This is a genomic window from Rhizobium sp. UGM030330-04 (assembly GCF_003208455.1).
Taxonomy (GTDB): domain Bacteria; phylum Pseudomonadota; class Alphaproteobacteria; order Rhizobiales; family Rhizobiaceae; genus Agrobacterium; species Agrobacterium rhizogenes_A.
In genome coordinates this window covers 245,456-268,163 of the sequence record NZ_QKML01000007.1, presented here as the reverse complement: position 1 = coordinate 268,163, position 22,708 = coordinate 245,456, and the positions used below count along the sequence as shown (strand labels likewise).

Here is a 22,708-nt window from a genome sequence, read left to right as displayed (position 1 = left end):
ACTGGGCGTCTGCCGCGGCTGATGCGGAGATTGTGTGACCTTGCTACATTCCCAGTAATCTTGGCAGGAAGAGCGTGATTTCCGGGATATACGTAATCAGCATCAGGAACACGAGGGCTGTCAGCAGCCAGGGAATGACCGATTTGGACACCTCTGTCAGGCCCAGTCGTGAGATCGCGGAACCAACGTAGAGATTAAGCCCTACAGGAGGCGTCGCGAGGCCGATTTCCATGTTCACGATCAGTATGATGCCGAAATGGACGGGGTCTACCCCCAACTTGACGGCAATCGGATAAAGGATCGGTGCCATGATGAGGATGATCGCCGACGGTTCCATGACCATGCCGATGACGAGGAGCATGATGTTGACGACCAGCAGGAAGCCGATCTTGCCGAAGCCAAGCGATACGATCCAATCCGACATAAGCTGGGGAATTTGCTCCGAAGTCAGAATGAAGGCGAACATGACAGCGTTTGTGATGATGTAGAGCAGCATGGCTGACATGGCGGCCGACCCGAGCAAAATGCGCGGGACATCTCTCATCCGTATGTCCCTGTAGACAAAGACGGCAATCACGAAGGCATATACCGCCGAGACTGCGGCTGCCTCTGTGGGGGTGAACAGACCGCCATAAATGCCGCCCATGATGATGACGATCAGAAGGAGGCCCCATACGGATTTCCGGAAGGCAACCAGCCGATCCCGCCAGCTTGCCCGCGGAAGGCGTGGATAGCCGTTCTTCCATGCGCGCCACACCGTCGTGATCGCATACATCGCGGCAAGGATCAGGCCGGGCACAACACCCGCGATGAAGATTTGCCCGATCGAAGGCGAGAAAATGGTTTCTCCATCCGGTCCGGTCGCAAGCATTCCTGACGTCGCAACGGCATACATGACCATGACGATGGAAGGTGGAATGAGAATGCCCAGTCCGCCCGCCGCCGCCACCGGCCCGACGGCAAACTGTGGCGGATACCCCATCTTGACCATGGCGGGAATCATGATGGATCCGACCGCCATTACGGTTGCGGGGCTCGATCCCGAGATTGCGGCAAAGAGCGCGCAGGCCACTACCGCTGCAAGTCCCATTCCGCCGTGCCAATGTCCGACCATCGACGTGGCGAAGGCTATCATGCGTTTGGCGACGCCACCATGTGTCAGGAAGTTGCCCGCCAGAATGAAAAACGGGATCGCCATGATCTCGAATTTCTCGATGCCGGTGAAAAGTTTCAACGCGATGGAATCCATCGGGATTTTGGTGAACGCGAACAGGAAGCTGAATACGGTCAAACCGAGCGCGATCGAGACAGGCATGCCTGTCGCCAGCAGAATTGTGAGGATGGCAAAAATGATGAGGGCGGTCATTATTTCTGTCCTCCGTTCTGAGCGGCGGACTCGTCATCAACGCCATCCACATGGCCAATCTCGTGGTGAATGATGATGCCTGTGGTGAGGTACAGCCAAAGCGCCTGAATGAAGCGAAAACACATCAGGGCCGAACCCAATGGAACCGCGAGATAGACAATCCACATCGGTATTTCGAGATCGGCGGAGATTTGGCCCCCGACACCGACGTGGTAAACGAAAGTGGAGCCAATCCACACAAGGGTTGCGGTAAAGATCACGCCACCCGACATCGCGATTATCGTCAATATCCGGCGCCGTTTCTCCTCCAGCATGTTTACAAGCATGTCGACCCCGACATGGATGCCGATACGCACGCCATAGGCCGCGCCAAATTTCGCCATCCATACGAAGAGGTAAATGCAGGCTTCCTGCGCCCAGGTCAGTTTGATGGCATTGATGGTGGAGAAAATCGAACGCGCCCAGGCCTGGAGTTCCGGCATGTTGTTGGCACGGGCAAAACGAACGAGATCGGCGGCATAACCAATCGAAAATCGATGAAGAACGGCGACGAAGATCAATGTCACGGCAGCAGCCATCAGCGCCGCGATCAGGATTTCTTCGAAACGGTCGAGCATGCGCAGCATAATCAAACCTCACGAACAAGAGAGGGGGTGCGGGACGCACCCCCTTGAAGAAAATGGAAAGAGGTTTTGACGGTGTTACTGGATACCCAGAACGCCATGTGCCTGTTTGACCAGGTCTTCGCCGATGCGAGACGCCATCTGCTCGTGGAGCGGGCGCAAACGCTCGATCCACGAAGCCCGTTCGTCGTCGCTCAGTTCATGAAACTTCGTCGCTCCGGCCTTGACCATCTCGGCCATCGCCCATTCATTTTCTTCGCGCGCGATTGAATTCGCATAGGTGGTCGACTCATCCATGGCGCGGTCGATCTGTTCGCGAATATCCGGGTTCAGGCCATCCCAGAATGCCTTGTTGACGATCACCGCATAGCCAAGATAGCCGTGGTTGGTCAGCGTCGCGTGCTTCTGCACTTCATGCATCTTTTGGGTGAACATATTTGACGGCGGATTTTCCGTACCGTCGACAACGCCCGTTTGCAGCGCCTGGTAAACTTCGGAGAAAGGCAGGACCTGCGGCACGGCGTCCAGAGCCAGCATCTGTGCCTCGATGATTTTCGAGGACTGGATACGCATCTTCAATCCCAGGAGGTCATCCGGGCTTGCGATTGGCGAATTTGCCGACATCACCTTGAAGCCATTGTCCCAATAGGCCAGGCCCTTGATCCCTTTGCTGTCGAGCAGGCCGAGGAGATGTTGCCCGACTTCGCCGTCGGTTATCTTGCGAAGGTCTTCGTAGTTGGACATCAGATAAGGCAGATCGAAAAGCTCGAACTGCTGCACACCCAACGGGCCGAATTTCGCAAGGGAGGGAGCCAGCATCTGAACGGCACCGAGCTGGAGCGCTTCGAGCTCTTCCTTGTCCTTATAGAGCTGGCTGTTGGGGTAGACTTCGACCAGTACCGCACCATTGGTATACTTCTCGGCAAGCTCCTTGAACTTCAGGGCACCCTTGCCTTTTGGAGTGTCGGGGGCGACGACATGGCTGAACTTGATGGTAACCGGATTGGCAAGGGCCGGGAAAGCCGCGGCCAAGGCAATGGCGGCGGCACCGGCGAATGCCGCGAATGAACGACGAGTGAACATTGTTTTCCTCCTAAAATTCCGCAACCCTCCAGTTGCGACGCTATCGGAAGCTTCCTTGCCACCATGTTTGCGATCCCGCTATTGTGGATTCCCGCAATAGTGGCGTGATGGGCATGAAGATATATTGCGAGGACAGGCATGGGAGGCTTGCCGACGTTTGGGGGGACGAAGCCGGCAATGAGAAATGCGAAATTTTTGATACCGGGCGGTTCCCCGCGTAAGGAGGCCAAGGCTCCTTCAAACTCGGCGTGGTATCCTTGGCCGGGTGATAGTCCCGGACCTCTGGCGGCCCGGATCGATCTGTTGTCGCTCATTCCATTGATTGCAATCATCGCGCTGGCGGCGCTGGTCTGGGCATTCGTCTGGGCTGTTGCGCGCGATGACAGTGAAGGTGCGCGCATCAAGCTGGCGACCGATGCCCTGTGGGTGGAGCAGACGTTACGGTTCCAGCTCGGTGTCGATGAAGACATGCTTGTCCGGCTTGCCATGGACCATGCGGGTGGAACAGAGGACGCGGTGATTGCGGCCAGGGCACGCAGCCACATTTCGACAAATCCGGAGGTCGTCTCCATTCTCTGGTATGGGCCGGACGGCCGCGCTGAAACTGGCTTGCCGGATGTTGCCGCGCCCGGTGATCCGGCTCTGGTAGCGCAGATTTTGGAGGTGGCTACCGCAACCTCGAGGCCGGTTTACGGGAAGATCACGTCGAAAGGGTTTGTGACTTTCGGGCTGTTGCTGGCCGACAGACGTGGAGCTCTCACCGCGACGATCTCCTTGCCCTCTGTCCTGGACCGGCACCTGCCGTGGTGGATTGCAGAGCAATATGGCGTCACGCTGGTTGATCTGTCCGGGAATGTGCTGGCCAACCGCCAGCGACTGGAGATTGATCCGGAAAACCCCACCCATGTTATCAGCATCGATCCGCCGCTGCATGGAACATGGCTTCGCATCAGCGCCTACGGCCGCCCTCTGACGTTTCTCTCGACGGCGCTTTTTGGTGCCATTGCCGGCCTTGCTGTCTTTGCCGTGTTGGCGATGGCAATTCTCCACCGGTCAAGCAAGCGCAGGCGCGATACCGAGATGCGTCTTTGGGCAGAAACCGCCTTCAGGCGTTCGATGGAAGAGAGCCTGACTGTCGGTTTGCGGGCCAAAGATCACGAGGGCCGAATTCTCTTTGTCAATCCGGCATTCTGCAAACTCGTCGGGTGGACCGCGCAGGAGCTTGTCGGACATGCCGCTCCCTTACCATATTGGGACCCCAAATATTTGTCGGAGACGGAACAGCGGCATCGCCGCCTTGCCGCAGGCGGGGCAGTCAGCCAGCGGTTTGAAACCCGTTTTGTCTCGCGTGACGGTCGCGAAATCGAGGTCGAGGTGTATGAAGCGCCGCTGATTGATGCGCGCGGCGAGCATCGAGGATGGATGGGGTCGATCATCGATGTCACGGAGGCGAGGCAAGCCGCGCGGCGTGCCCGGCTTCATGATGAGGCGCTGGCGAGAACCGGACGGTTGGTGACCCTCGGCGAAATGGCGTCGACACTGTCGCACGAGCTAAACCAGCCGCTTTCGGCAATCGCATCTTACGCCGCAGGCATGCTGAACCTGATGAACCGGCAGGGAACCGACCTCGCGGTCTTGCGGGAAGCGACCGAGAAGCTGGCGCGTCAAGCCGATCGGGCAGGGCTCATCATTCGCCGTATTCAGGACCTCGTGAAAAAGCGTGAGCCGCGTTTCTCGAACCTGCAGCTTTCGGATGTCATAGACGAGACACTGGATTTCCTTCAAGCCGATGCGCGTGAACACGGCGTCCGGCTTGTGCGGCAGGGGCCGGGAGCCGGCGTCGTCGCTGCCGACGCCATTCTGCTGGAGCAGGTCCTCATCAATCTCATTCGCAACGGCATGGAGGCAATGGCCGAGTCCGGCAAGGATGCCGCCGTCACCGTGCGTTTATTCGAGCGTGACGGACAGGCCGTGATCGAAGTGGAGGATGGCGGCGCTGGAATACCGGCGGAGATGGTGGACACGATCTACGATGCCTTTGCCAGTACCAAGGCACAGGGCATGGGCATGGGGTTGAAAATCTGCCGGACGATCATCGAACTGCATCGGGGGCATCTGACGCATCATGCGGCATGCGGCGGAGGAACGGTATTCACCGTCGCGCTTCCGCTATCTGAAGCGGGATATGCGCAACCGGCAGAACTGGAGGAAACATGAGGGAGGGGATTGATGGGTAGTTTGATCGATATCGTCGACGACGAGGAGGCAATTCGCGACGCACTCTCGTTCCTGCTGGCTTCGCGTGGTGTGCAAACCCGTACATGGGCGTCTGGAGAGGAGTTTCTGGCGGCACAGCCACTTGATGACATGACCTGTATCATCATGGATGTGCGCATGGGTGCGCTTTCTGGCCCGGAGGTCTATGAGCGGTTGCGCATCATGGGCTCCGAGGTGCCGGTCATCTTCCTTACCGGGCACGCTGATGTCCCCGTCGCAGTGCGGACATTGAAAGCCGGCGCTTTCGACTTCGTGGAAAAACCATTCAACGACAATCAAATCGTTGATCTCGCACTCAACGCCATTGCCGCCGGGCAGGTCGTGCAGGCACAGGCGGAAAGCCGCCGTGACCTTCAGGCGCGGCGTGCGTCGCTCTCGGCGCGGGAAGTGGAGGTCATGGACCTCATGCTCACAGGCGCGATGAACAAGCAGATCGCAGACAATCTCGGGATCGCCATGAGAACCGTCGAGGCGCATCGTGGCAAGGTGCTGACGAAGATGGGTGTCCGCAACGCCCTGGAACTTGCCGCGATCAACAGGCTGCAGGAGAAAAACAGGATATGAGCGGACTGCCCGGCGTATTGATGTGCCGGCACGCACTCTTTCGCAGTCGGTTATCTTCATGACGGTGTTGCCGGCCTGGTAAGGCGCGTATTGCGGTCTCACTCCCGCTTAGCCAACAGAGGGAAGCAACTCTCGTTCGGTGCCCGCTGGCGCCGATTTCCGCAGTCTTCCGGGGACAATGGCGCCCCTGTTTCCGGAGGTCCCTCAGGGCTGCTTGCCCGACCACCCTGGGCGGCTTTCTTCAGCATGTCACCCGCTGCCGCCTTTCGCGGCAGTCCGATGTGTCTGCATGCCGAAGGCGGGGAAATGGAAGATGGACTTTATCTGCAAATTGAGCATCTTATTCCTGCAAGCAGTAATGGGATAAGAAGCAGCAGCAGATGGATATCAGGCGCCTGAAATCGTTCATAACGATTGTCGATATGGGGAGCATCACAAGGGCGGCGGATGTGTTGCATATCGCCCAGCCGGCGTTGAGCCAGCAGCTGGCGAGCATCGAGGAACATTTCCGCCAGAAACTTTTGACCCGAAGCCAGCAGGGCGTCGTCATGACCGATGCCGGCAAGGTCGTCTACAGGCATGCGCAGGTGATTTTGCGGCAGATGGAGCAGGCGCAGGCGGAGGCGCTGGAGGCAGGTGCCGTGCTGTCCGGCAAGGTATCGGTGGGGCTTGCGCCCTTCAGCAGCGCCGCCACGCTTTCGCTGCGTCTGATGGAGGAAACCAAGCGGCTTCATCCCGGCATTCTGCTGCACATCACGGAAAGCGTCAGTCAGCCCTATAGCCAGATGATCATGAATGGTCGTCTGGAGATGGGCTTGATCCACGGTACCGGGCCGATCCGGGGCGTCAGGTTCACGCCGCTATTGCGTGAGGAATTCGTGCTGGTCGTGCATCGCAGCTTCGGTGTGGAGCCGGGCGATGCGCCGATCACGGTCGCTGATCTGGCATATTTGCCCTTCCTTCTGCCGCCGACCTATAATTTCGTGCGCCGCGCCATCAATCTCGCCTTTACCCGCAGCCGCAAGGATCTGATCGTCATGGCGGAGCTGGAATCGGTAAGGACCATCGCGCGCGGCGTGGATGCCGGGCTTGGCGCGACCATCACACCCAAGGCCATCGCCGACCGTATCGTGGCGGAATCCAATGAGGAAATCGTCGTCAGGCAGATCGCCAGCCCGATGATAGAGGAAACGCTGTCCTTCTGCGTATCGGACAATACGCCGCTCTCCGAGCCGGCGCTTGCCGTGAAGGAGATATTGCTGCAACTGGCGGAGACCCTGAAATAAAGGGGTCAAGGCCGGTTTCGCAACCACGCGCAGCACCGTTTCTCGGTGCCGCGCGTGGAAAAGATCAAAGCATCGATTCCTTGCGGCAGTTCACCAGCAATTCGGCCACCGAAAGGTTGTTCGGCAGGCGAAGCAGGGTTTCCACCATTTCGGCGAGATCTTCCGGCTGGGTCATGTCCTCGCGGCTGACTTCCGTTTCGCCAACTGTCATGTCGGTTGCGATATAGCCCGGGCAAAGAGCGGTGGCACGCACGCCGCTGTCCCATAATTCCTGCCGGATACCGTGGGTGAGGGCGACGACGGCGAATTTCGTCATGGCATAACCCACATTCGACCCCACGCGGCGTCCCGCCAGCGAGGCCACATTGATGACCCTGCCCTGTCCGGTTTTTACGAGATGAGGAATGGCGGCGCGCGTGACCCTCAGCGGACCCTTGACGTTGATGCGCCACATCTGGTCGAGGCTTTCTTCGCCCGTATCCATGACCTTGACTTTGGGGTTGATGCCGGCGCAATTCACCAGCCCGTCGATCCGGCCATATCTGGTGGCAACGGCCTCAACCCAGGCCTCCGCCGAGCCCGCCTCTTCCGCATCGTAGCGATCGGCCGAAAGCCGGTCCTTCACCGCAACGGCGGCGGGATTTCGCGCGCCCGCCGCGACGGTGAAACCGGCTTCGTAAAGCCTTTTGGCGATCGCAAGGCCAAGACCCCGCGATGCGCCGGAAACCATGATGACACGGCCATTTCCTCCCAGCATGCTGTTCTCCCTATTTCATTCCGTTGCAGAATTCGGCGATGCGGGCGCAGCCTTCGGCGAGGTTTTCCATGCTGGTGGCATAGGAGAGCCGGAAGAAGGGGCTCAGGCCATAGGCCGCGCCCTGCACTGTCGCAACGTGATGTTCGGCGAGAAGCGCCATGACGAAATCGGTATCGTTCTCGATCTTCGTGCCGCCCTTCGTCGTCTTGCCGATCAGCGCGGCAATGTTCGGGAAGATATAGAAGGCGCCTTCGGGCTTGTGGCAGCGAAGCCCCTCGATTTCCGAAAGCTTGCCGAGCACGAAGTCGCGGCGCGTCTTGTAGATGTCGGCGCGCTCCTTCAGCAGGTCCTGCGGGCCGTCGAGAACCGCAACGGCGGCAGCCTGAACGATGGTCGCGACGCCGCCGCTATTCTGGGTATTGACGTTGCTGATGGCCTTGATGAGATCCTTCGGGCCGCCGCAGAAGCCGAGACGCCAGCCGGTCATCGCATAGGCTTTCGATGCGCCGTTGACGGTCAGGACCCGGTCATAGAGGCGCGGCTCGACTTCGGCGATGGTGCAGAATTCGAAGTCGTCATAGATCAGGTGCTCATACATGTCGTCGGTCATGATCCAGACATGCGGATGCCGCAGCATGACCTCGGCGATTTCCTTCATCTCCGCGCGCGAGCAGGCGGCGCCCGTGGGGTTGTTGGGGAAGTTGAAAAGCAGCCATTTGGTTTTTGGGGTGATGGCGGCTTCGAGATCTTCGGCGCGCAGGCGGAAACCGTTATTTTCCGGGCAAACCACCGGCACGGGCGTGGCGCCCGCGAACTTCACGATATCGGCATAGCTGATCCACGACGGCGCGGGAATGACGACCTCATCGCCCGGGTCGCAGGTGGCCATGATGGCGTTGAAGATGATCTGCTTGCCGCCGCCCGCCACCAGTATCTGGCTCGGATCGTAATCGAGATTATTGTCGCGCTTGAACTTCCGCTGGATCGCGGCCCGTAGCGCCGGGGTTCCGTCAGCGGGTGGATATTTCGTGTCGCCGGCAAGGGCCGCCGCATACGCCGCCTCGACCGCGTGGGCAGGCGTCGGGAAATCCGGCTCGCCGGACGACAGGCTGATGACCTTGATGCCCTGAGCGGCGAGATCGCGGGCTTTCTGGGTCATGGCGAGCGAAGCTGACACGGTGACGTTGTTAAGGCGTTGGGCGATAGTGGGCATAGATTATTTCCGATTGTAACGGTGAAGGCAGGCATCGTCGCGACGCCAGTGCATGACAAAGAGGTTACGGGAATTTTCCGCCGTTTCCCCAATACGACTTCGATGTGAGGTCATACGGGATTTTGATGCATCGCCGTCAAAATGGGATGGGCAGTCCATATGCGTATGCGATGACCTCAGAGCAATAAAATATTATGCAGCCCGTCGGCTTAGCCCCTAAGCTTGGCTTAACAACAAGGGAACGACGCGTCGGGCAATGTTACCCGAAGAGGTAACCGGCGCGAAAATGCAGAAATATGCGACAGGCGCCGGCACAAGACCGGATGCCTCGACAGGGAGCACACCCAGCAAATTCTAGTCATAGGGTCTGGACGATCTCGTTCGGCTCAACGCGATGCCTCGTGCCGTATTCAACGCGACGGGAGTATAGATGTCGGATATTGCGATCATGGAACCACATGCCCCGCCACGCCGTGGAGTTTCCGGCTGGAAAGCTCTCGAGCGTCGGCTGTTTTCGCCCGGCATACTCATATTGCCGCTGCTGGTATTTTTGCTGATCTTTTTCTTCCTTCCGGCCATCCGCCTGATGACCTTCAGCGTCATGACGCAGAATTCGCAGGGGTTGATCGGTACACCCTTCACGCTTGCCCACTACATCAGGTTTTTCGAGGTCGATCTTTACCAGAAGGTGCTCTGGGCGACGATCCGCATCAGTCTCATCACCTCGGTTCTTGCGGCGATACTGGCCTATCCGGTCGCGACCGTTCTCGTGCGCGGCAATATCACCACGACCCGCATCATAACGCTGATTGTTATCGCACCGCTGGCCGTCAGCGTCGTGGTTCGCGCTTATGGCTGGCAGCTTATCCTTGGTAACGGTCCAACGGGTCTCTTGAATTATGTCCTGATGAATCTCGGCATTATCGACACTCCGCTGACGCTGCTGTTTTCCGATGCTGCCGTCATCATCGGCTCCCTGCACATCTTCTTCCCGATGATGGTGCTGCCGCTGTCCTCCGCGCTTGGCAAGATCGATCCGAACCTGCAGCAGGCGGCCCGCACGCTCGGTGCGCCGGCATGGAAAGTGTTCCTGCGGATCACCTTCCCGCTCAGCCTTCCCGGTCTGGTCGCGGGTTTCACGTTGGTCTTCTCTCTGGCCTCGGCATCCTACGTCATTCCCGCTCTGATCGGCGGTCCCGGCTCGCAGATGCTCGGTAACATGGTCGAACAGCAGGTTCTCGCGGTCTATGACTGGCCGTTCGGCGCGACTATCGCCACCATCCTCGTTTTCATCGTCATTCTGATCAACGCCGTTTCGATGCGGCTGCTCGGCGGGCGTCGTATCAAGGCAAGCGCGTCATGAACAACAAGCTGACCGGCACTTCCGCCATTGTCCTTTATGCGATCACCGCCGCCATGATGGTCTTTATTCTGGCCCCCATCGTTCTCGTCGTCGCCATCTCGTTTTCCGACAGTTATTTCGTCACCTTCCCGCCGCAGGGTTTCACCTTCCGCTGGTATGCGGCGGTGATGCAGAACGAGGAATTCACCGCTGGCCTCACCTTCAGCGCAGCGCTGGCTGTTGCGACCACCATCCTTTCACTGGCGCTCGGCGTTCCCGCAGCTTTCGCGCTTTCCCGGGGAAAATTCATCGGCCGTTCGCTGATGAAGGGGCTGCTGCTTTCGCCGCTGATCTTTCCCGTGCTGGTGACCGGCCTGGCACTGCTGCAGCTTTTCTCCGGCTATGGCTGGATGGATACCAAGCTGAAGCTTCTGATCGCCCATACCGTCGTGACGTCGCCCTATGTGATCCGCACGGTGCTGACCAGCCTCCAGCTCGTCAATGTTAGTCTCGAGGAAGCGGCGCGCACGCTTGGCGCCACGCGCTGGAAAACCTTCACGCGGGTGATCTTTCCGCAGATCGCGCCCGGCGTTGCCTCCGGCTCGATCTTCTGCTTCATGGTTTCTTTCGACAATTATCCCGTTTCGATGTGGCTGGCCGATTCCGCGAACCTACCCGTGCCCATCGTTCTCTATCGCCAGATCGGCACGGTCTTCGATCCTTCGGTCGCGACCATGTCCACCATCATCATCCTTCTGGCGGTGACCGTTGTGCTCGTCCTCGACAGGCTGGTGGGTCTGCGCCGGGCAATGGCTATGTAAATCAACAACAAGAGGGGTACCGGAAATGACAGACAAGACCATCATCATGAAACGGCGCAGTTTCCTGACAGTCACCGCAGGCGCGCTCGCCACACCCTATTTTTATACCTCGGCTTCCGCACAGGACCGCACCATATATGTCGGCGTCTATAATTCGGCGCAGGGCGGGCTGATCAAGAAGGAAGTCATCCCGGCTTTCGAAAAGGAATATAAGTGCCGGGTGCTGACGACCGAAGGCGCGACGCTCGCCAATATCGCCACGCTGCGCGCCACCCGCGAAAATCCGCAATATAGCGTCATGTCGATGGACGATGTCGGCGTTCCACAGGCCAAGGAGGAAGGCCTGATCGAACAATTGCCGATGGACGAAATCCCCAACCTCAAGAATGTCTATTCCCGTTATCTTTTCGAAGACAATTTCGGCGTCGGTTTTGCAATCTCCATTGCCGGCCTGTTCTACAATCCGACGACGGGCAAGCCGTTCGAAAGCTACGAACAGATGTTCGACAAGAAATATGCCCGCCGCATGCTTCTCAACACACCGAAGAACACGCAAAGCGTGCTGATGCTGATGGTGGCGGCCGCCCTTGCGACCGGCAAGCCGTTGAAAGAAGCGCAATATGATACGGATGCCGGCTGGGCCAAACTGGCCGATCTGAAGCCGAACGTGCTCTCGATCTACGACGCGGAAGCGCAGACGATGATGGTGGCGCAGGGCCAGGCGGATTTCGGCGGTATCGAATATTCCAAGGCGGTTTATCCGCATACCAAGAAGGGCGTGCCGCTCGACATGACCTTCCCGAAGGAAGGCGCATTCACCGGCATCAACTCCATCGCGCTGGTAAAGGGCGGGCCGCACCGCGATCTCGCGCTTGCCTATATCAACCGCATTCTCGACCCCGGCGTGCAGAAGATGCTTTCGGAGGCCACCCTCAGCGCGCCTTCGGTCAAGGGTGTCGAGTTTGGCGAAGATACGGCGAAATTCCTCGCTTATCCGGAAGCGAAGATGGAATCGCTGAACCTGTTCACACCGGACTGGAAATACATCATTCCGCGCCGCGCCCAATGGCTCGAAAAATACAACCAGACTTTTAACGGCTGAGGAACGCTGATGAAATCCGTAGAAGTCCGCCTGGAAAGACTGACCAAACACTACGGCGGTCAGGTCGTTGCCGTCGATGATGTTTCGCTGACCGTCAAGGCAGGGGAGATTCTCGCGCTTCTCGGTCCGAGCGGATGCGGGAAAACGACCTGCCTGCGCATGATTGCGGGGCTTGTCGATCCCACCTCGGGTGAAATCGTGGTCGGCGGCAAGCCGACCACGCGCACCCCGGTTCACCGCCGCAATGTTGGCATGCTCTTCCAGAACTACGCCCTGTTTCCCCATATGACCGTTGCCGAAAATGTTGCCTTCGGTCTTGAGATGCGGGGTATCTCCAAGGCCGACCGGGAAGGGCGGGTAAAGCAGGCGCTCGATCTCGTTCAGCTGCACGCCTTCGGAGACCGGCTACCGGTGCAGCTTTCCGGCGGCCAGCAGCAGCGTGTGGCGCTGGCCCGTGCCCTGGTGATCGAACCTTCCATGCTGCTTCTCGACGAGCCGCTCGGTGCGCTCGACAAGGGCCTGAGGGAAAGCATGCAGGTCGAAATCCGCAGCCTGCAACAACGGCTTGGCCTCACCACCATCATGGTGACCCACGATCAGGACGAGGCCCTGACCATGGCTGACCAGATTGCCGTGATGCGGGATGGCAATCTCGAGCAGATCGCACCGGCCGGCGAAATCTACCAGAAGCCGCTGACCCGCTTCGTCGCGGGTTTCATCGGCGCTTCGAACTTCTTCGAGGCGAGCGTGGCGGAGCGCAATGGTCGTTCTGCAAGGCTGGTCACCGGTTCCAGTGTGCGGCTCGATGTCGAGGATATGGGGGCGGTTCAGGGCGATAAGGTCGTCGTCACCGTTCGCCCCGAAGCGATCTCGGTCTCACCGCTTGCGGTGGACGCAGGTGAAAACGCCAGCAATTCCACCACGGCGCGGGTGGAGCAGGTCGTCTATCGCGGCTTCATGCTGCATTATTACCTGCGTCTGGACAATGGCGAGCCGATGATCGCCTACCGGCAGACGCAGACGGAAGGTTTCACCAATGCCGTCAGCGCCGCTGGCGACCGGGTGAGACTGAGCTGGACGAGCGACAGCAATCACGTGATCCAGCTGAATTGATGATTTCGCGGCCGGGTCGCTCAGGCAGCCCGGCTGGCGACGGATCGAAATCCGTGCTGTATTCCATAGCCGACAAAATTATGGCACCGCGCTCCTGACATGGAATGCGGTGCCTTGCTTTTTGTGCTTCATGATATGAGGCGTATGCCGCTTCAGGCGACCACTTCGCGAGCCGGCACGACGCTGCCGCCACAGGCTTCCACTTCGCTGCGCACCGTGCGCGCAAGCTCCAGTGAACCGGGCGTGTCGCTGTGAACGAGGATCGACCGGGCGCGAACGGGAATGATTTCGCCCTCGATGGTCGTGACCGTGCCTTTTTCCAGAAACTGCCGCACCCGCGCACGAACTTTTCCCTCTTCCTTGATGACGGAATTGGGCAGCTTGCGTGGCACGAGCTGGCCTTTCACATCATAGGCCCGGTCGGCGAGGAAGAGGTTGAGCACTTTCAGGCCGCAATCCAGCGCCGCCTTTTCGATCAGCATGTCCGGCATCGAAAAAACGATGAGTTCGGGATCGACCGCCCTGATCTTTTTCATGATCCGTTCGGCAAGGGCCGCATCACGGTTGATCATGTTGCCCATGGCGGCATGGAAGCTGATATGGGAGAGCGCGACATCCTGCGCCTTCGCAATCGCCGAAAGCGCGCCGAGCTGGTAGAGAACCTGCTGTTCCATTTCTTCCGCATCGACGGGAATTTCGCGGCGGCCGAAGCCGAGACGGTCGGCAAGGCCGGGATGGGCGCCGACGCCGACGTCGTTCTGTTTGGCAAGACGCACCATGCGCGCCATCATTTCCGGATCGCCAGCGTGGAAGCCGCAGGCGATGTTCGCCGAAGAGACGACTTCCATAAGCTTCTCGTCGTCGCAGACCTTATAGACGCCGAAACCTTCGCCCATGTCGGAATTAACATCGATCTTCATGGTTCCCTCTCCTTGTTCTTCAGGATTATCGTTTTGTCAGCGTGCCGAGTGCGGCGTTAACCAGCGGCAGGGTTCTGCGAATATCCGCGAAATAGGCGTCGATCGCCTTTTCGACCTCCAGCGCCTCGCGCACCGTTGCCTGCACGAAGCGGATGCGGCTGCCGATGCGGGCCTGGCCGAGCCGCCATAGATCGCTGTCGATGATACCAGCCATCTTGGGATAACCGCCGGCCGTGTTGGCGTCGCTCATCTGGATGATCGGCTCGCCGCTCGGCGGCACCTGAACCACGCCCGGGATGACACCATAGGAACGTAGTTCCACGGGGGCCGAAAGGGTCAGCGGTGTTCCGGCCAGCCGGTAACCGGTGCGGTCGCTCTGTGAGGTGATTTTCCAGGCTTCCGACCAGAAACGTTCGGCGCTGTCGCCGAAAAGATCATGTTCGGCGGCTGGAATGGCCCTCAGCAGCAATTCGCCTTTTTCCGACACCGGAAACATGTCCGGCATCGCCTCGGTAAGCGGCATGACACCGAGGCCGCTTGCCGGCAGCGCCGGTGGTTCGCATGGCAGAACCGGCAGCCTGTCGCCGGTGGTGAGATGGCGTCCCTCATGGCCTCCAAAAGAGCCGCGAAGCGAGGTGCTTCGTGATCCCATGACCACCGGCACATCGACGCCGCCCTGAAGGCAGAGATAGGCCCGCGCATTTTTCAGCGGGGTCGAAAGCTCGAGGATTTGACCCTTCTCGGCCCGCACACACCAGTAGGGTGGCAGATCCGCACCATCGAGCCGTGCGGCGCAGTCCGCGCCAGTAACCGCGAAGGTCAGCGCCTCTTCGAATTCGATGCGGAAAGGAAAGGTCTGGATTTCAATCGCCGCGGCCTCTTCGCCGTTACCGGCGAGAAGATTGCCGACCCTCAGGGCAATCGGGTCCATCGCGCCCGTGGCGGTGATGCCGATATTGCGGTAACCCGCGCGGCCGAGATCCTGCACGGTGTTCAGCGGTCCGCAGGCAAGAATATGGATCATAGTTCGATCCTTTCGGGAAGGAAGCGAACCCGGTCGCCGGGCGCCAGCACAGCCGGTTGCTCGGCTGTGGCGTCGAACATGGTGATTTCGGTGAAACCCAGCGAATTCCAGCCGTTCGGCCCGGTCAGAACCGAGATGCCGGACTGCATGCCGCCAATCGTCACCATGCCCTTCAACATACGAAGCGAAGGGACTTTTTTGCGCGGCATGAAAATGCGCGGATCGAGACCGCCGAGATAACCGAAACCAGGCGCGCTGCCGACGGCGAAAACCGTATAGGTGCGCTCGAAGTGCAGGCGCACAACCTCCTTATCGGGTAGGCCGGAATAATCGCAGATCGCCGCAAGGTCGATGGCGTGTTCGCCACCATAGGTCGTGGGCACCTCGATGGTTTTGCCCAGAAGATCGAGCTCCGCCGTCCTTTGCCAGAGGTCGAGAAGGTCGTCCTGCAGATGCCCGGCATCTTCAGGCGTGCCGCGCAGCACGATCAGCAGGTTGGTCATGCCGGGTATCAGTTCCAGCACCTCGGGGCGATCTTTCAGCGCGCGCGTCAGCGCCCAGATGCGCCGCTGGGCGGGCAGGTCCAGCTCGCCGGGCGCTTCGATCAGAAAGGTTCTGTTGCCGATCATCGAGATTTTCGGCAGGCCCAGATGGGCAGGGGTGAGGTGGGGCGTTTTCAGCGGGAGGTTGCTCATCGACGTCACCATCATGTTTCGGTCTTGAGAAGGGGGGAGCCATAGCCGACAAGCGCTCCGGCTTCCGTCACGATTTCGCTGACGGTGCCGGCTTTTTCGGCGATGACCGGAACAAGCACGGGTCCGACCGCGATGAATGCGACGATCTCGCTTTTCACTACGGATTGTCCTGCCTGAACCGCCCGGTCTGGGCGCTGCGGATGGGCGGCTGTGAAGATGCCGGCCATCGGTGCACGGGCAAGAATATCCCCCGCCTTTACCGGCGCTTTGTTCGTTTCAATGGGCCGCTCTCCGGCAGGGGCCTGGCCACCTGCCATGGCAACGATCTTCAATGACCCATCGGGGGTCTTGATCTCGATGGCGGAGACGTTGTTGCGCTCGAGGTGAGTGGCAAGATCGGCAATCGTGCCGGGCTCGCTGTAGCGGGATATGGAAACAGGCTGTCGCTTCACTGGGCACTCCGCGCTGCAAGCCAATGTTCTAGGTAATGAATATCCGTGCCGCCTTCGGAGAAGGCCGGGTCCTGCAATATTTCCCGATGCAGCGGCAGGTTGGTGGAAACACCTTCGATGCGCATTTCGCCAAGCGCGCGGCGCATGCGCAGGATCGCCTGTTCACGGGTCGGCGCGTGGACGATGAGCTTGGCGATCAGCGAATCGTAATGGGCGGACACCCTGTAACCCGCCGTCACATGCGTATCGACCCGCACGCCGGGGCCGCCCGGCAGGTGAAGGGCCGTTATCAAACCGGGGCAGGGAATGAAACTATAGGGGTCTTCGGCATTGATGCGGCATTCGATCGAATGGCCTTCGCAGACGATGTCCTCCTGCGAAATCTCGAGCGGATGGCCGAGGGCGACGAGAAGCTGCTGACGCACCAGATCAACGCCCGAGGTCATTTCCGTGACCGGATGTTCCACCTGCAGGCGGGTATTCATCTCGATGAAATAAAATTCGCCATTCTCGTAAAGAAACTCGAAGGTGCCGACACCGCGATAACCGATCTGGCGGCAGGCTTCGACGCAGCGATTGCCGACGAAAGCCGCGACATTAGGCGGGATGCCGATGGCCGGACCTTCTTCGACGACCTTTTGGTGCCGGCGCTGCATGGAACAGTCGCGCAGCCCCACCCAGACGCCGCCGCCCTGACCATCGCAGAGAACCTGAATTTCGACATGGCGCGGATGTTCGAGGAATTTCTCGATATAGAGTTCCGGCGTTCCGAAGGCCCGGCTTGCCTCCTCACGCGTGACGAGCACGGCGTCCTGAAGGGCGGAGGCCGCGCGCACGACACGCATGCCGCGCCCGCCGCCGCCGCCGGCCGCCTTGACGATGACGGGATAACCGATTTCGGCGGCGATTTTCGCAACTTCCACGGCGTCATCCGGCAGGGCGGAATCGGGGCCGGGAACGCAGGGCACGCCGGCCGCCATCATCGCTCGCTTCGCCGCGATCTTGTCGCCCATGGTGCGGATGGCGTCGGCGCGTGGGCCGATGAAGACCGCTCCCGCCGCCTCCACGGCTTCCGAAAAAGATGCTCTTTCGGACAGAAAACCATAACCGGGGTGAACCGCGCCAGCACCGGTCAGCTCCATCGCGAGCAATATGGCCGGCGCGTTGAGATAGCTCTGGCCGGGGGATGCCGGGCCGATGCAGATGGCGGTATCGGCCGCCTTCAAATAATCCGCGTTCTTATCAGCTTCCGAATAGACCATGACGGTCTTCAGGCCGAGTTCGCGGCAGGCGCGCTGCACGCGCAGTGCGATCTCGCCGCGATTGGCGATGAGGACGCTGTCGAATGTTCTTTGTTCGGCCGCTGCCTTTGGGAGTGTCGCATCCATCATTCGAACTCCAGCACTGGCTGTCCGAGTTCGACGTCTTCGCCGTCATTAGCGATAAATCTGGCGATCCTGCCGCTTCGTTCGGCCCTCACGGTATTGAACACTTTCATCGCCTCGATGATGAAGAGTTCCTGTCCTTGCCTAACCTCATCGCCGATCTCGGCGAAAGGTGCCGCACCCGGGCTGGGGGCGCGATGGAAAAGACCGAATGACGGTGCTGCGACGATGCCGGATGACGCCGGCGCGGCTGCGGCGGATGCTGGCGCCTGTTCTTCGGCGCGGGGTGTCTCGGATGCCGTTTCGGCTACCGCAACGGGCCGGGGCTGCGATGATGGCGCCCGCAGTGAAACGGCATTGTTTTCGCGGATGATCCGGACCGTGGTTCCCTCCTGGCTCACGGTCAATTCGGATACTCGCGAAGAGCCGACGAACTCGATCAGTTTCTTGATCTTTTCCAGATCCATATTGGTTTCCAACGTCTTTTTTGTCCCCACGGCGGCAGGCGGGCGGAGCGGAATCCGCACCCTGTCCATCAGCAATAGCTACCATGGGGGCGGGATTGATGGGGTCAGACGAAGTTCCTATGGACACTGCTTTGCGGTTTGATATCCCGCCTTTGCGTGGTGAAACGGTTCAAAGACGTCCGAAGGAAACGAACCATGGATTCCCGCAAAGGCATTCTCCTCAAAATCTCCGCAGCGCTCGCTCTGGTGCTGATGGGCGCCTGCATCAGCGGCCTCCGGGGCGAGATACCCATCGGGCAGGTGGTCTTCTTCAGGTCGGCTGTGGCCATGCTGCCGCTCTGTCTGTGGATGGCGGCGCAGGGCGGTTTTCGAAGGCAGGTGGCAACCAGCCATATTGGCGGCCATCTGGTGCGAAGTTTTTCCGGCACCGGCGGCATGGTCTTCAGCTATCTGGCGCTCGCCTATATTCCGCTGGCTGACGCGACGGCCATCAGCTACGCGACACCGCTCTTCACCGTCATTCTGGCGGTGCTGCTTCTCAAGGAAGTCGTCAGGATTTATCGCTGGACAGCGGTGGTCGTCGGGCTCTGCGGCATCGTGCTGATCCTGTCGCCGCATTTTTCCTTCGATGTTTCGGATGTCGCTTCCGGTTCCGGCGTCGCCATGCTCGGCGGCCTGTTCGGTCTGGCGGCGGCTTTTTTCTCCGCCATATCGATGATCCAGATCCGGCATTTGACGCAGACGGAAAATACCGGGGCGATCATCTTCTATTTCACCCTGCTCACAACCGTCATTGGTTTCGCGAGCATCGGCATGGGCTGGACAATGCCGACCGCGTGGCAATGGACCCTGCTGATCGGCACCGGTCTCATTGGCGGAACCGCGCAGATACTGGTGACGCTCAGCCTGCGTTATGCCGAGGCCTCGCTGCTGGCGCCGTTCGATTACACGACGATGATCTGGGCGCTGTTGATCGGTTACACCTTTATGGATCAGGTTCCGGCCCTGACGACCATTCTGGGGGCTTCTATCGTCGTTGCCGCCGGTTTGTTCACGCTGTGGCGGGAAAGGCGGCTGCACAAAAAGCGGGTCACGGAACAGCTGACGCTGTCGGCGCCCTGACGGCCTGTTTCGCCAGCCGGTTTTCGCGCCACATGGCGAAAAGCCCGGCGGCGATGACCGTCAGCGCGCCTGCGATCGTTGCGCCCGTCGGCACTTCGGCCATGAAGAGATAGCCTAGTGCGATCGCCCATATCATCGTCGTATAGTCGAAGGGCGCCAGCAGCGAGGCCTGGGCATGGCGCAGGCTGAGCGTCATGGTGATCTGGCCGATGCCGCCGGCAAGGCCGCCGCCGGCGAGCAGCAGGAACTGGTGAAAGTCCGGCATCTTCCATCCGAATCCGAGCGTGGCGAGGCCGGCCACCACACCCGTCAGCGTATAGATGAGTACGATGCGCGATGGTTTTTCGATACTGTTCAGATGGCGGACGGCGATGGAGGAAAAGGCCGCGCAAAGCGCACCGGTCAGCGCCAGTGCGGTTCCGATCATTGCGACCCTGTCGATTTGGGCCGGGCCTGAGGCGGCATCGGAAATCAGTTTCGGCGAGAGCGTGATGAAGACGCCGATGAAACCGGTGAGCACGGCGGACCAGCGGTATATCCGCACTTTTTCGCCTAGAAGCAGCGCCGCCAGCATGATGGTGAAAAGCGGTGTCGTGTAGCTCAGCACCGTCACATTCACCAGCGGCAGATAGGCGAGCGCCAGAAAGCCGAAGAACATGCCGCCAAGCCCGGCCGAACTGCCCGCGAGCAGGCGGCCGATGTTTTTCCGGGCCGGCACGGTTATCCGCTCGGACGAGGCGATGAACCAGAGACAGAGGGGAATGAGGGCAAAAAATCCCCGGCAGAAGACAACTTCGCCGACGGGTATCGCCCCGTCCAGGCCCTTCACGCAGGCGGACATGACTGTAAAAGCCAGCATGGCCGTCAGCTTGAGCAAAATTCCGGTTTTAGGATTCATCCCGCTCCCCATCGCAGTCAGGACCGTGTCATGGGGAAGACATTGAGAAAAGCCTTAGCCGGCTGTCATAAGAATCTTGTCTTACCCCATCACTCCCTTGAAGAGCGGCAGGACCACCGCACGGCGCTTTTCCCCTAGGCCACCGCGGTGATTTGGTGTCATGATCGCATTTCTAACCGGCGGGAGGTTTAAGCGGGCATGTTGGATTTGCGCAGGCTGCGATATCTGGTCGCGATCGCCGATTGCGGCTCCATGTCGGCGGCGGCGCGGCAATTGGGGATAGCTCAGCCGGCGCTAAGCCATCACATCACGGAACTGGAACGGCTGGTGGGTTTTCCCGTGCTGCACCGGCTGGCGCGCGGCGTGAAGGCGACGGAAAAGGGTGAAGTCCTGCTTTCCCATGCGCGGGAGATTACCGAGAAGGTGCGGCAGGCGGAAGCGGAAATCCGGGCCATGGCCTATCTGGACGAGCGGGTGATCCGGCTGAGCCTCATTCCCTCCTGGGCCACAGCCTTTGCGCCGAGCATCATCAGCGAGGTTGCCGCTTCGATGCCCAAGGTGTCGCTGCGGCTGATAGAGGCGCGCAATGACGAATCCCTGCGGCTCATCCGTCTCGGCAAGGTGGATATGGCCGTTGCGCTGGTGGGAGCGGAGGACAAGGCCGACGATCTTATCGTCAAGGAGAGCCTGTTTGCCGTTTCTTCAAGGCCTATCGGTCGGTCAATCCCGCTTGAGGCTGCGGCAGGGCTTAACCTGATCCTGCCGCCGAAGGACAATCCGCTGCGTATATCGATCGACGAGGCCGCTGCCCGTGCCGGTATTACACTGAATGTCACCATGGAGATCGACGGGCAGGATACGATCAAACGCGCCGTCAGCGCCGGTATTGGCGCGACGATCCTGTCATGGAACTCAGTGCAGCAGGAGCAGGAGGCCGGTCAGCTTCAGGCCGCTCATATTACCGAGCCCGTCATTTATCGCTCCATCCATCTGCTGAAGGGCAGGGAAGTGGATGAGCGAACGTTCAGGCTGTTCCGCGACCTGTTGCGGGCGGTTGCAAGACGCGAGCCGGCATTCAACCCATAAACAATATGTATGGGTAAATTGAAAACTCGGTATTTGTATTGTTGATGGCTTCTTCCTAGCCTCCCCGTTGAAAGCGTATCGGGGAGGAAAAGATATGCGTTTGAAAACATCTCTGTTCGGCATGCTGGTAGCGGCGGGAATGCTGGCTGCGGGAGGGGCGGCGGCGGAATATCCGGAGCGGCCGGTGACGCTCGTCATCGGTTATCCGGCCGGCGGCGGCACCGATATCCAGTCGCGGGCGTTGGTGCCCTATCTCGAAAAATATCTCGGCACATCCGTCGTGGTGGAAAACCGCGAAGGTGCCGGCGGATTGATCGGCGCGACCTATATCGCCAATGCGAAACCTGACGGGTACACCATCGGGGCGCTGAATTTTCCGTCCATGTATTCGCCGATCGTGCAGGGCAATGCCAGCTACAAGGAAGACGCCTTCACGCCGCTCGCAAACCAGATCGGTGGCGATCTGGCGCTGACCGTCAACAAGGTGTCACCGATCAAGACCGCCAAGGAATTCGTCGAGGCGGCCAAGGCGAACCCGGTCGTCGTCGGTGTGACGGGCATAGGCCATCCGAGCCAGATCACTGCCCTGCTGTTTGAGGATGCGGCGGGTGTGAAGCTCAATTTCGTGCCCTTCAATGGTGGCGGGCCGGCGCGGCTTGCCATGCTCGGCAACCACGTCACACTCGGTTTCATGAACCTCAACGAGGTCTTCGCCGACAACCGTTCCGGCGCACTTCGTGTGCTGGCGACTTCGGGCACCGAGCGCTCGCCGCTTTCACCTGACGTGCCGACATTCAAGGAGGCCGGCTACGATGTTCAGTTCAGCCTGCTTGCCGGTTTCGGTGCGCCGAAAGGCCTGCCGGCGGAGGTGGAGGCAAAGTTGGTCGATGCCTTCCAGAAGGCGCTGAAGGACCCGGATTATCTTGCCGATGCCAAAAAGCGCGAACTGACGACGCTGCCGCTGACGCAGGCCGAATTTGCCGAGGCGCTCAAGAAGGGCAACGCCAATCTGGCCGAGCTCTGGAAAAGCAAGCCCTGGACAAAATAAGCGGCCGATACCGACCGCTTCTCTCACCCCAACCAAATGACGCCTGGGCCGGCCTGCGGCCCGG

Annotated in this window: 22 protein-coding genes; 10 read left to right on the top strand and 12 right to left on the bottom strand. The window is 59.8% G+C overall.

The window, feature by feature from the left end; translation table 11 throughout:
* Positions 1 to 43 precede the first annotated feature (43 nt).
* The 3 genes from N434_RS13270 to N434_RS13260 form a co-directional block, all read right to left on the bottom strand.
* The gene (locus N434_RS13270) at positions 44 to 1,366 is read right to left on the bottom strand and encodes a TRAP transporter large permease (protein ID WP_065117240.1); all 1,323 of its coding nucleotides are present in this window, start codon (positions 1,364 to 1,366) and stop codon (positions 44 to 46) included.
* Complete coding sequence (locus N434_RS13265; RefSeq protein ID WP_181423962.1) at positions 1,366 to 1,992, bottom strand: TRAP transporter small permease; 627 nt, start codon at positions 1,990 to 1,992, stop codon at positions 1,366 to 1,368. The genes N434_RS13270 and N434_RS13265 overlap by 1 nt, the downstream gene beginning before the upstream one ends.
* Positions 1,993 to 2,067: 75 nt before the next feature.
* Positions 2,068 to 3,072, bottom strand: coding sequence for a TRAP transporter substrate-binding protein (locus tag N434_RS13260; protein ID WP_110758286.1), 1,005 nt, complete (start codon positions 3,070 to 3,072; stop codon positions 2,068 to 2,070).
* 138 nt (positions 3,073 to 3,210) lie between these two features.
* Here N434_RS13260 and N434_RS13255 point away from each other — a divergent pair, with 138 nt between their 5' ends.
* The 3 genes from N434_RS13255 (at position 3,211) to N434_RS13245 (ending at position 7,199) form a co-directional block, all read left to right on the top strand.
* Positions 3,211 to 5,289 (top strand): two-component system sensor histidine kinase NtrB, encoded by a 2,079-nt coding sequence (locus tag N434_RS13255; protein WP_210206046.1) that lies wholly within the window; start codon positions 3,211 to 3,213, stop codon positions 5,287 to 5,289.
* Positions 5,290 to 5,301: 12 nt separating this feature from the next.
* The gene (locus N434_RS13250) at positions 5,302 to 5,913 is read left to right on the top strand and encodes a response regulator transcription factor (RefSeq protein WP_065117243.1); all 612 of its coding nucleotides are present in this window, start codon (positions 5,302 to 5,304) and stop codon (positions 5,911 to 5,913) included.
* A gap of 380 nt (positions 5,914 to 6,293) precedes the next feature.
* Entirely contained in the window at positions 6,294 to 7,199 is a 906-nt protein-coding gene (locus N434_RS13245) for a LysR substrate-binding domain-containing protein (protein WP_065117244.1), read from the top strand.
* A gap of 64 nt (positions 7,200 to 7,263) precedes the next feature.
* On the opposite strand, the gene N434_RS13240 is transcribed toward N434_RS13245, so the two are convergent.
* Positions 7,264 to 7,956, bottom strand: a complete 693-nt coding sequence (locus N434_RS13240; RefSeq protein ID WP_110758282.1) for an SDR family NAD(P)-dependent oxidoreductase — start codon at positions 7,954 to 7,956, stop codon at positions 7,264 to 7,266.
* A gap of 10 nt (positions 7,957 to 7,966) precedes the next feature.
* Positions 7,967 to 9,169 (bottom strand): pyridoxal phosphate-dependent aminotransferase, encoded by a 1,203-nt coding sequence (locus tag N434_RS13235; RefSeq protein WP_110758281.1) that lies wholly within the window; start codon positions 9,167 to 9,169, stop codon positions 7,967 to 7,969.
* 430 nt (positions 9,170 to 9,599) lie between these two features.
* Between N434_RS13235 and N434_RS13230 the strand changes: the two genes are divergently transcribed.
* Genes N434_RS13230 through N434_RS13215 form a run of 4 tightly spaced genes read left to right on the top strand, consistent with a single transcriptional unit; the run spans position 9,600 to position 13,547 of the window.
* Positions 9,600 to 10,532 carry an ABC transporter permease gene (locus N434_RS13230; RefSeq protein ID WP_110758279.1) on the top strand — a complete coding sequence of 311 codons (933 nt, stop codon included), beginning with the start codon at positions 9,600 to 9,602 and terminating at the stop codon, positions 10,530 to 10,532.
* The gene (locus N434_RS13225) at positions 10,529 to 11,332 is read left to right on the top strand and encodes an ABC transporter permease (protein ID WP_003519698.1); all 804 of its coding nucleotides are present in this window, start codon (positions 10,529 to 10,531) and stop codon (positions 11,330 to 11,332) included. Before N434_RS13230 ends, N434_RS13225 begins: the two co-directional genes overlap by 4 nt.
* Before the next feature lie 25 nt (positions 11,333 to 11,357).
* Positions 11,358 to 12,434, top strand: coding sequence for an ABC transporter substrate-binding protein (locus tag N434_RS13220; protein ID WP_110758277.1), 1,077 nt, complete (start codon positions 11,358 to 11,360; stop codon positions 12,432 to 12,434).
* Between the two features lie 9 nt (positions 12,435 to 12,443).
* Positions 12,444 to 13,547 (top strand): ABC transporter ATP-binding protein, encoded by a 1,104-nt coding sequence (locus tag N434_RS13215; RefSeq protein ID WP_110758275.1) that lies wholly within the window; start codon positions 12,444 to 12,446, stop codon positions 13,545 to 13,547.
* A 152-nt stretch (positions 13,548 to 13,699) separates the two neighbouring features.
* Here the strand turns inward: N434_RS13215 and N434_RS13210 are convergent, their stop codons facing one another.
* From N434_RS13210 to accB, 6 genes are read right to left on the bottom strand one after another with little or no spacing between them, the layout of a single operon-like run.
* Positions 13,700 to 14,467, bottom strand: coding sequence for a 5-oxoprolinase subunit PxpA (locus tag N434_RS13210; RefSeq protein WP_110758274.1), 768 nt, complete (start codon positions 14,465 to 14,467; stop codon positions 13,700 to 13,702).
* Between the two features lie 25 nt (positions 14,468 to 14,492).
* The gene (locus N434_RS13205; protein WP_110758272.1) at positions 14,493 to 15,491 is read right to left on the bottom strand and encodes a 5-oxoprolinase subunit C family protein; all 999 of its coding nucleotides are present in this window, start codon (positions 15,489 to 15,491) and stop codon (positions 14,493 to 14,495) included.
* Positions 15,488 to 16,201, bottom strand: a complete 714-nt coding sequence (gene pxpB, locus N434_RS13200; RefSeq protein WP_110758270.1) for a 5-oxoprolinase subunit PxpB — start codon at positions 16,199 to 16,201, stop codon at positions 15,488 to 15,490. Before pxpB ends, N434_RS13205 begins: the two co-directional genes overlap by 4 nt.
* The gene (locus N434_RS13195) at positions 16,198 to 16,638 is read right to left on the bottom strand and encodes an acetyl-CoA carboxylase biotin carboxyl carrier protein (RefSeq protein ID WP_110758268.1); all 441 of its coding nucleotides are present in this window, start codon (positions 16,636 to 16,638) and stop codon (positions 16,198 to 16,200) included. Before N434_RS13195 ends, pxpB begins: the two co-directional genes overlap by 4 nt.
* Positions 16,635 to 18,029, bottom strand: coding sequence for an acetyl-CoA carboxylase biotin carboxylase subunit (gene accC, locus N434_RS13190; RefSeq protein ID WP_110758266.1), 1,395 nt, complete (start codon positions 18,027 to 18,029; stop codon positions 16,635 to 16,637). The genes N434_RS13195 and accC overlap by 4 nt, the downstream gene beginning before the upstream one ends.
* On the bottom strand, positions 18,026 to 18,490 hold the full coding sequence (accB, locus tag N434_RS13185) for an acetyl-CoA carboxylase biotin carboxyl carrier protein (protein ID WP_110758369.1): 465 nt from the start codon (positions 18,488 to 18,490) through the stop codon (positions 18,026 to 18,028). Before accB ends, accC begins: the two co-directional genes overlap by 4 nt.
* A 195-nt stretch (positions 18,491 to 18,685) precedes the next feature.
* On the opposite strand from accB, the gene N434_RS13180 reads away from it, so the two are divergent.
* On the top strand, positions 18,686 to 19,612 hold the full coding sequence (locus N434_RS13180) for a DMT family transporter (protein ID WP_110758264.1): 927 nt from the start codon (positions 18,686 to 18,688) through the stop codon (positions 19,610 to 19,612).
* Here N434_RS13180 and N434_RS13175 read toward each other — a convergent pair.
* A complete protein-coding gene (locus N434_RS13175; RefSeq protein ID WP_110758261.1) occupies positions 19,581 to 20,510 on the bottom strand; it encodes a DMT family transporter in 930 nt (309 codons plus the stop codon). The genes N434_RS13180 and N434_RS13175 overlap by 32 nt on opposite strands.
* Positions 20,511 to 20,708: 198 nt before the next feature.
* Here N434_RS13175 and N434_RS13170 point away from each other — a divergent pair, with 198 nt between their 5' ends.
* Together N434_RS13170 and N434_RS13165 are read left to right on the top strand one after the other, a co-directional pair.
* The gene (locus N434_RS13170; protein WP_110758259.1) at positions 20,709 to 21,596 is read left to right on the top strand and encodes a LysR family transcriptional regulator; all 888 of its coding nucleotides are present in this window, start codon (positions 20,709 to 20,711) and stop codon (positions 21,594 to 21,596) included.
* A gap of 94 nt (positions 21,597 to 21,690) precedes the next feature.
* The gene (locus N434_RS13165) at positions 21,691 to 22,644 is read left to right on the top strand and encodes a tripartite tricarboxylate transporter substrate binding protein (protein WP_110758257.1); all 954 of its coding nucleotides are present in this window, start codon (positions 21,691 to 21,693) and stop codon (positions 22,642 to 22,644) included.
* Positions 22,645 to 22,708 lie beyond the last annotated feature (64 nt).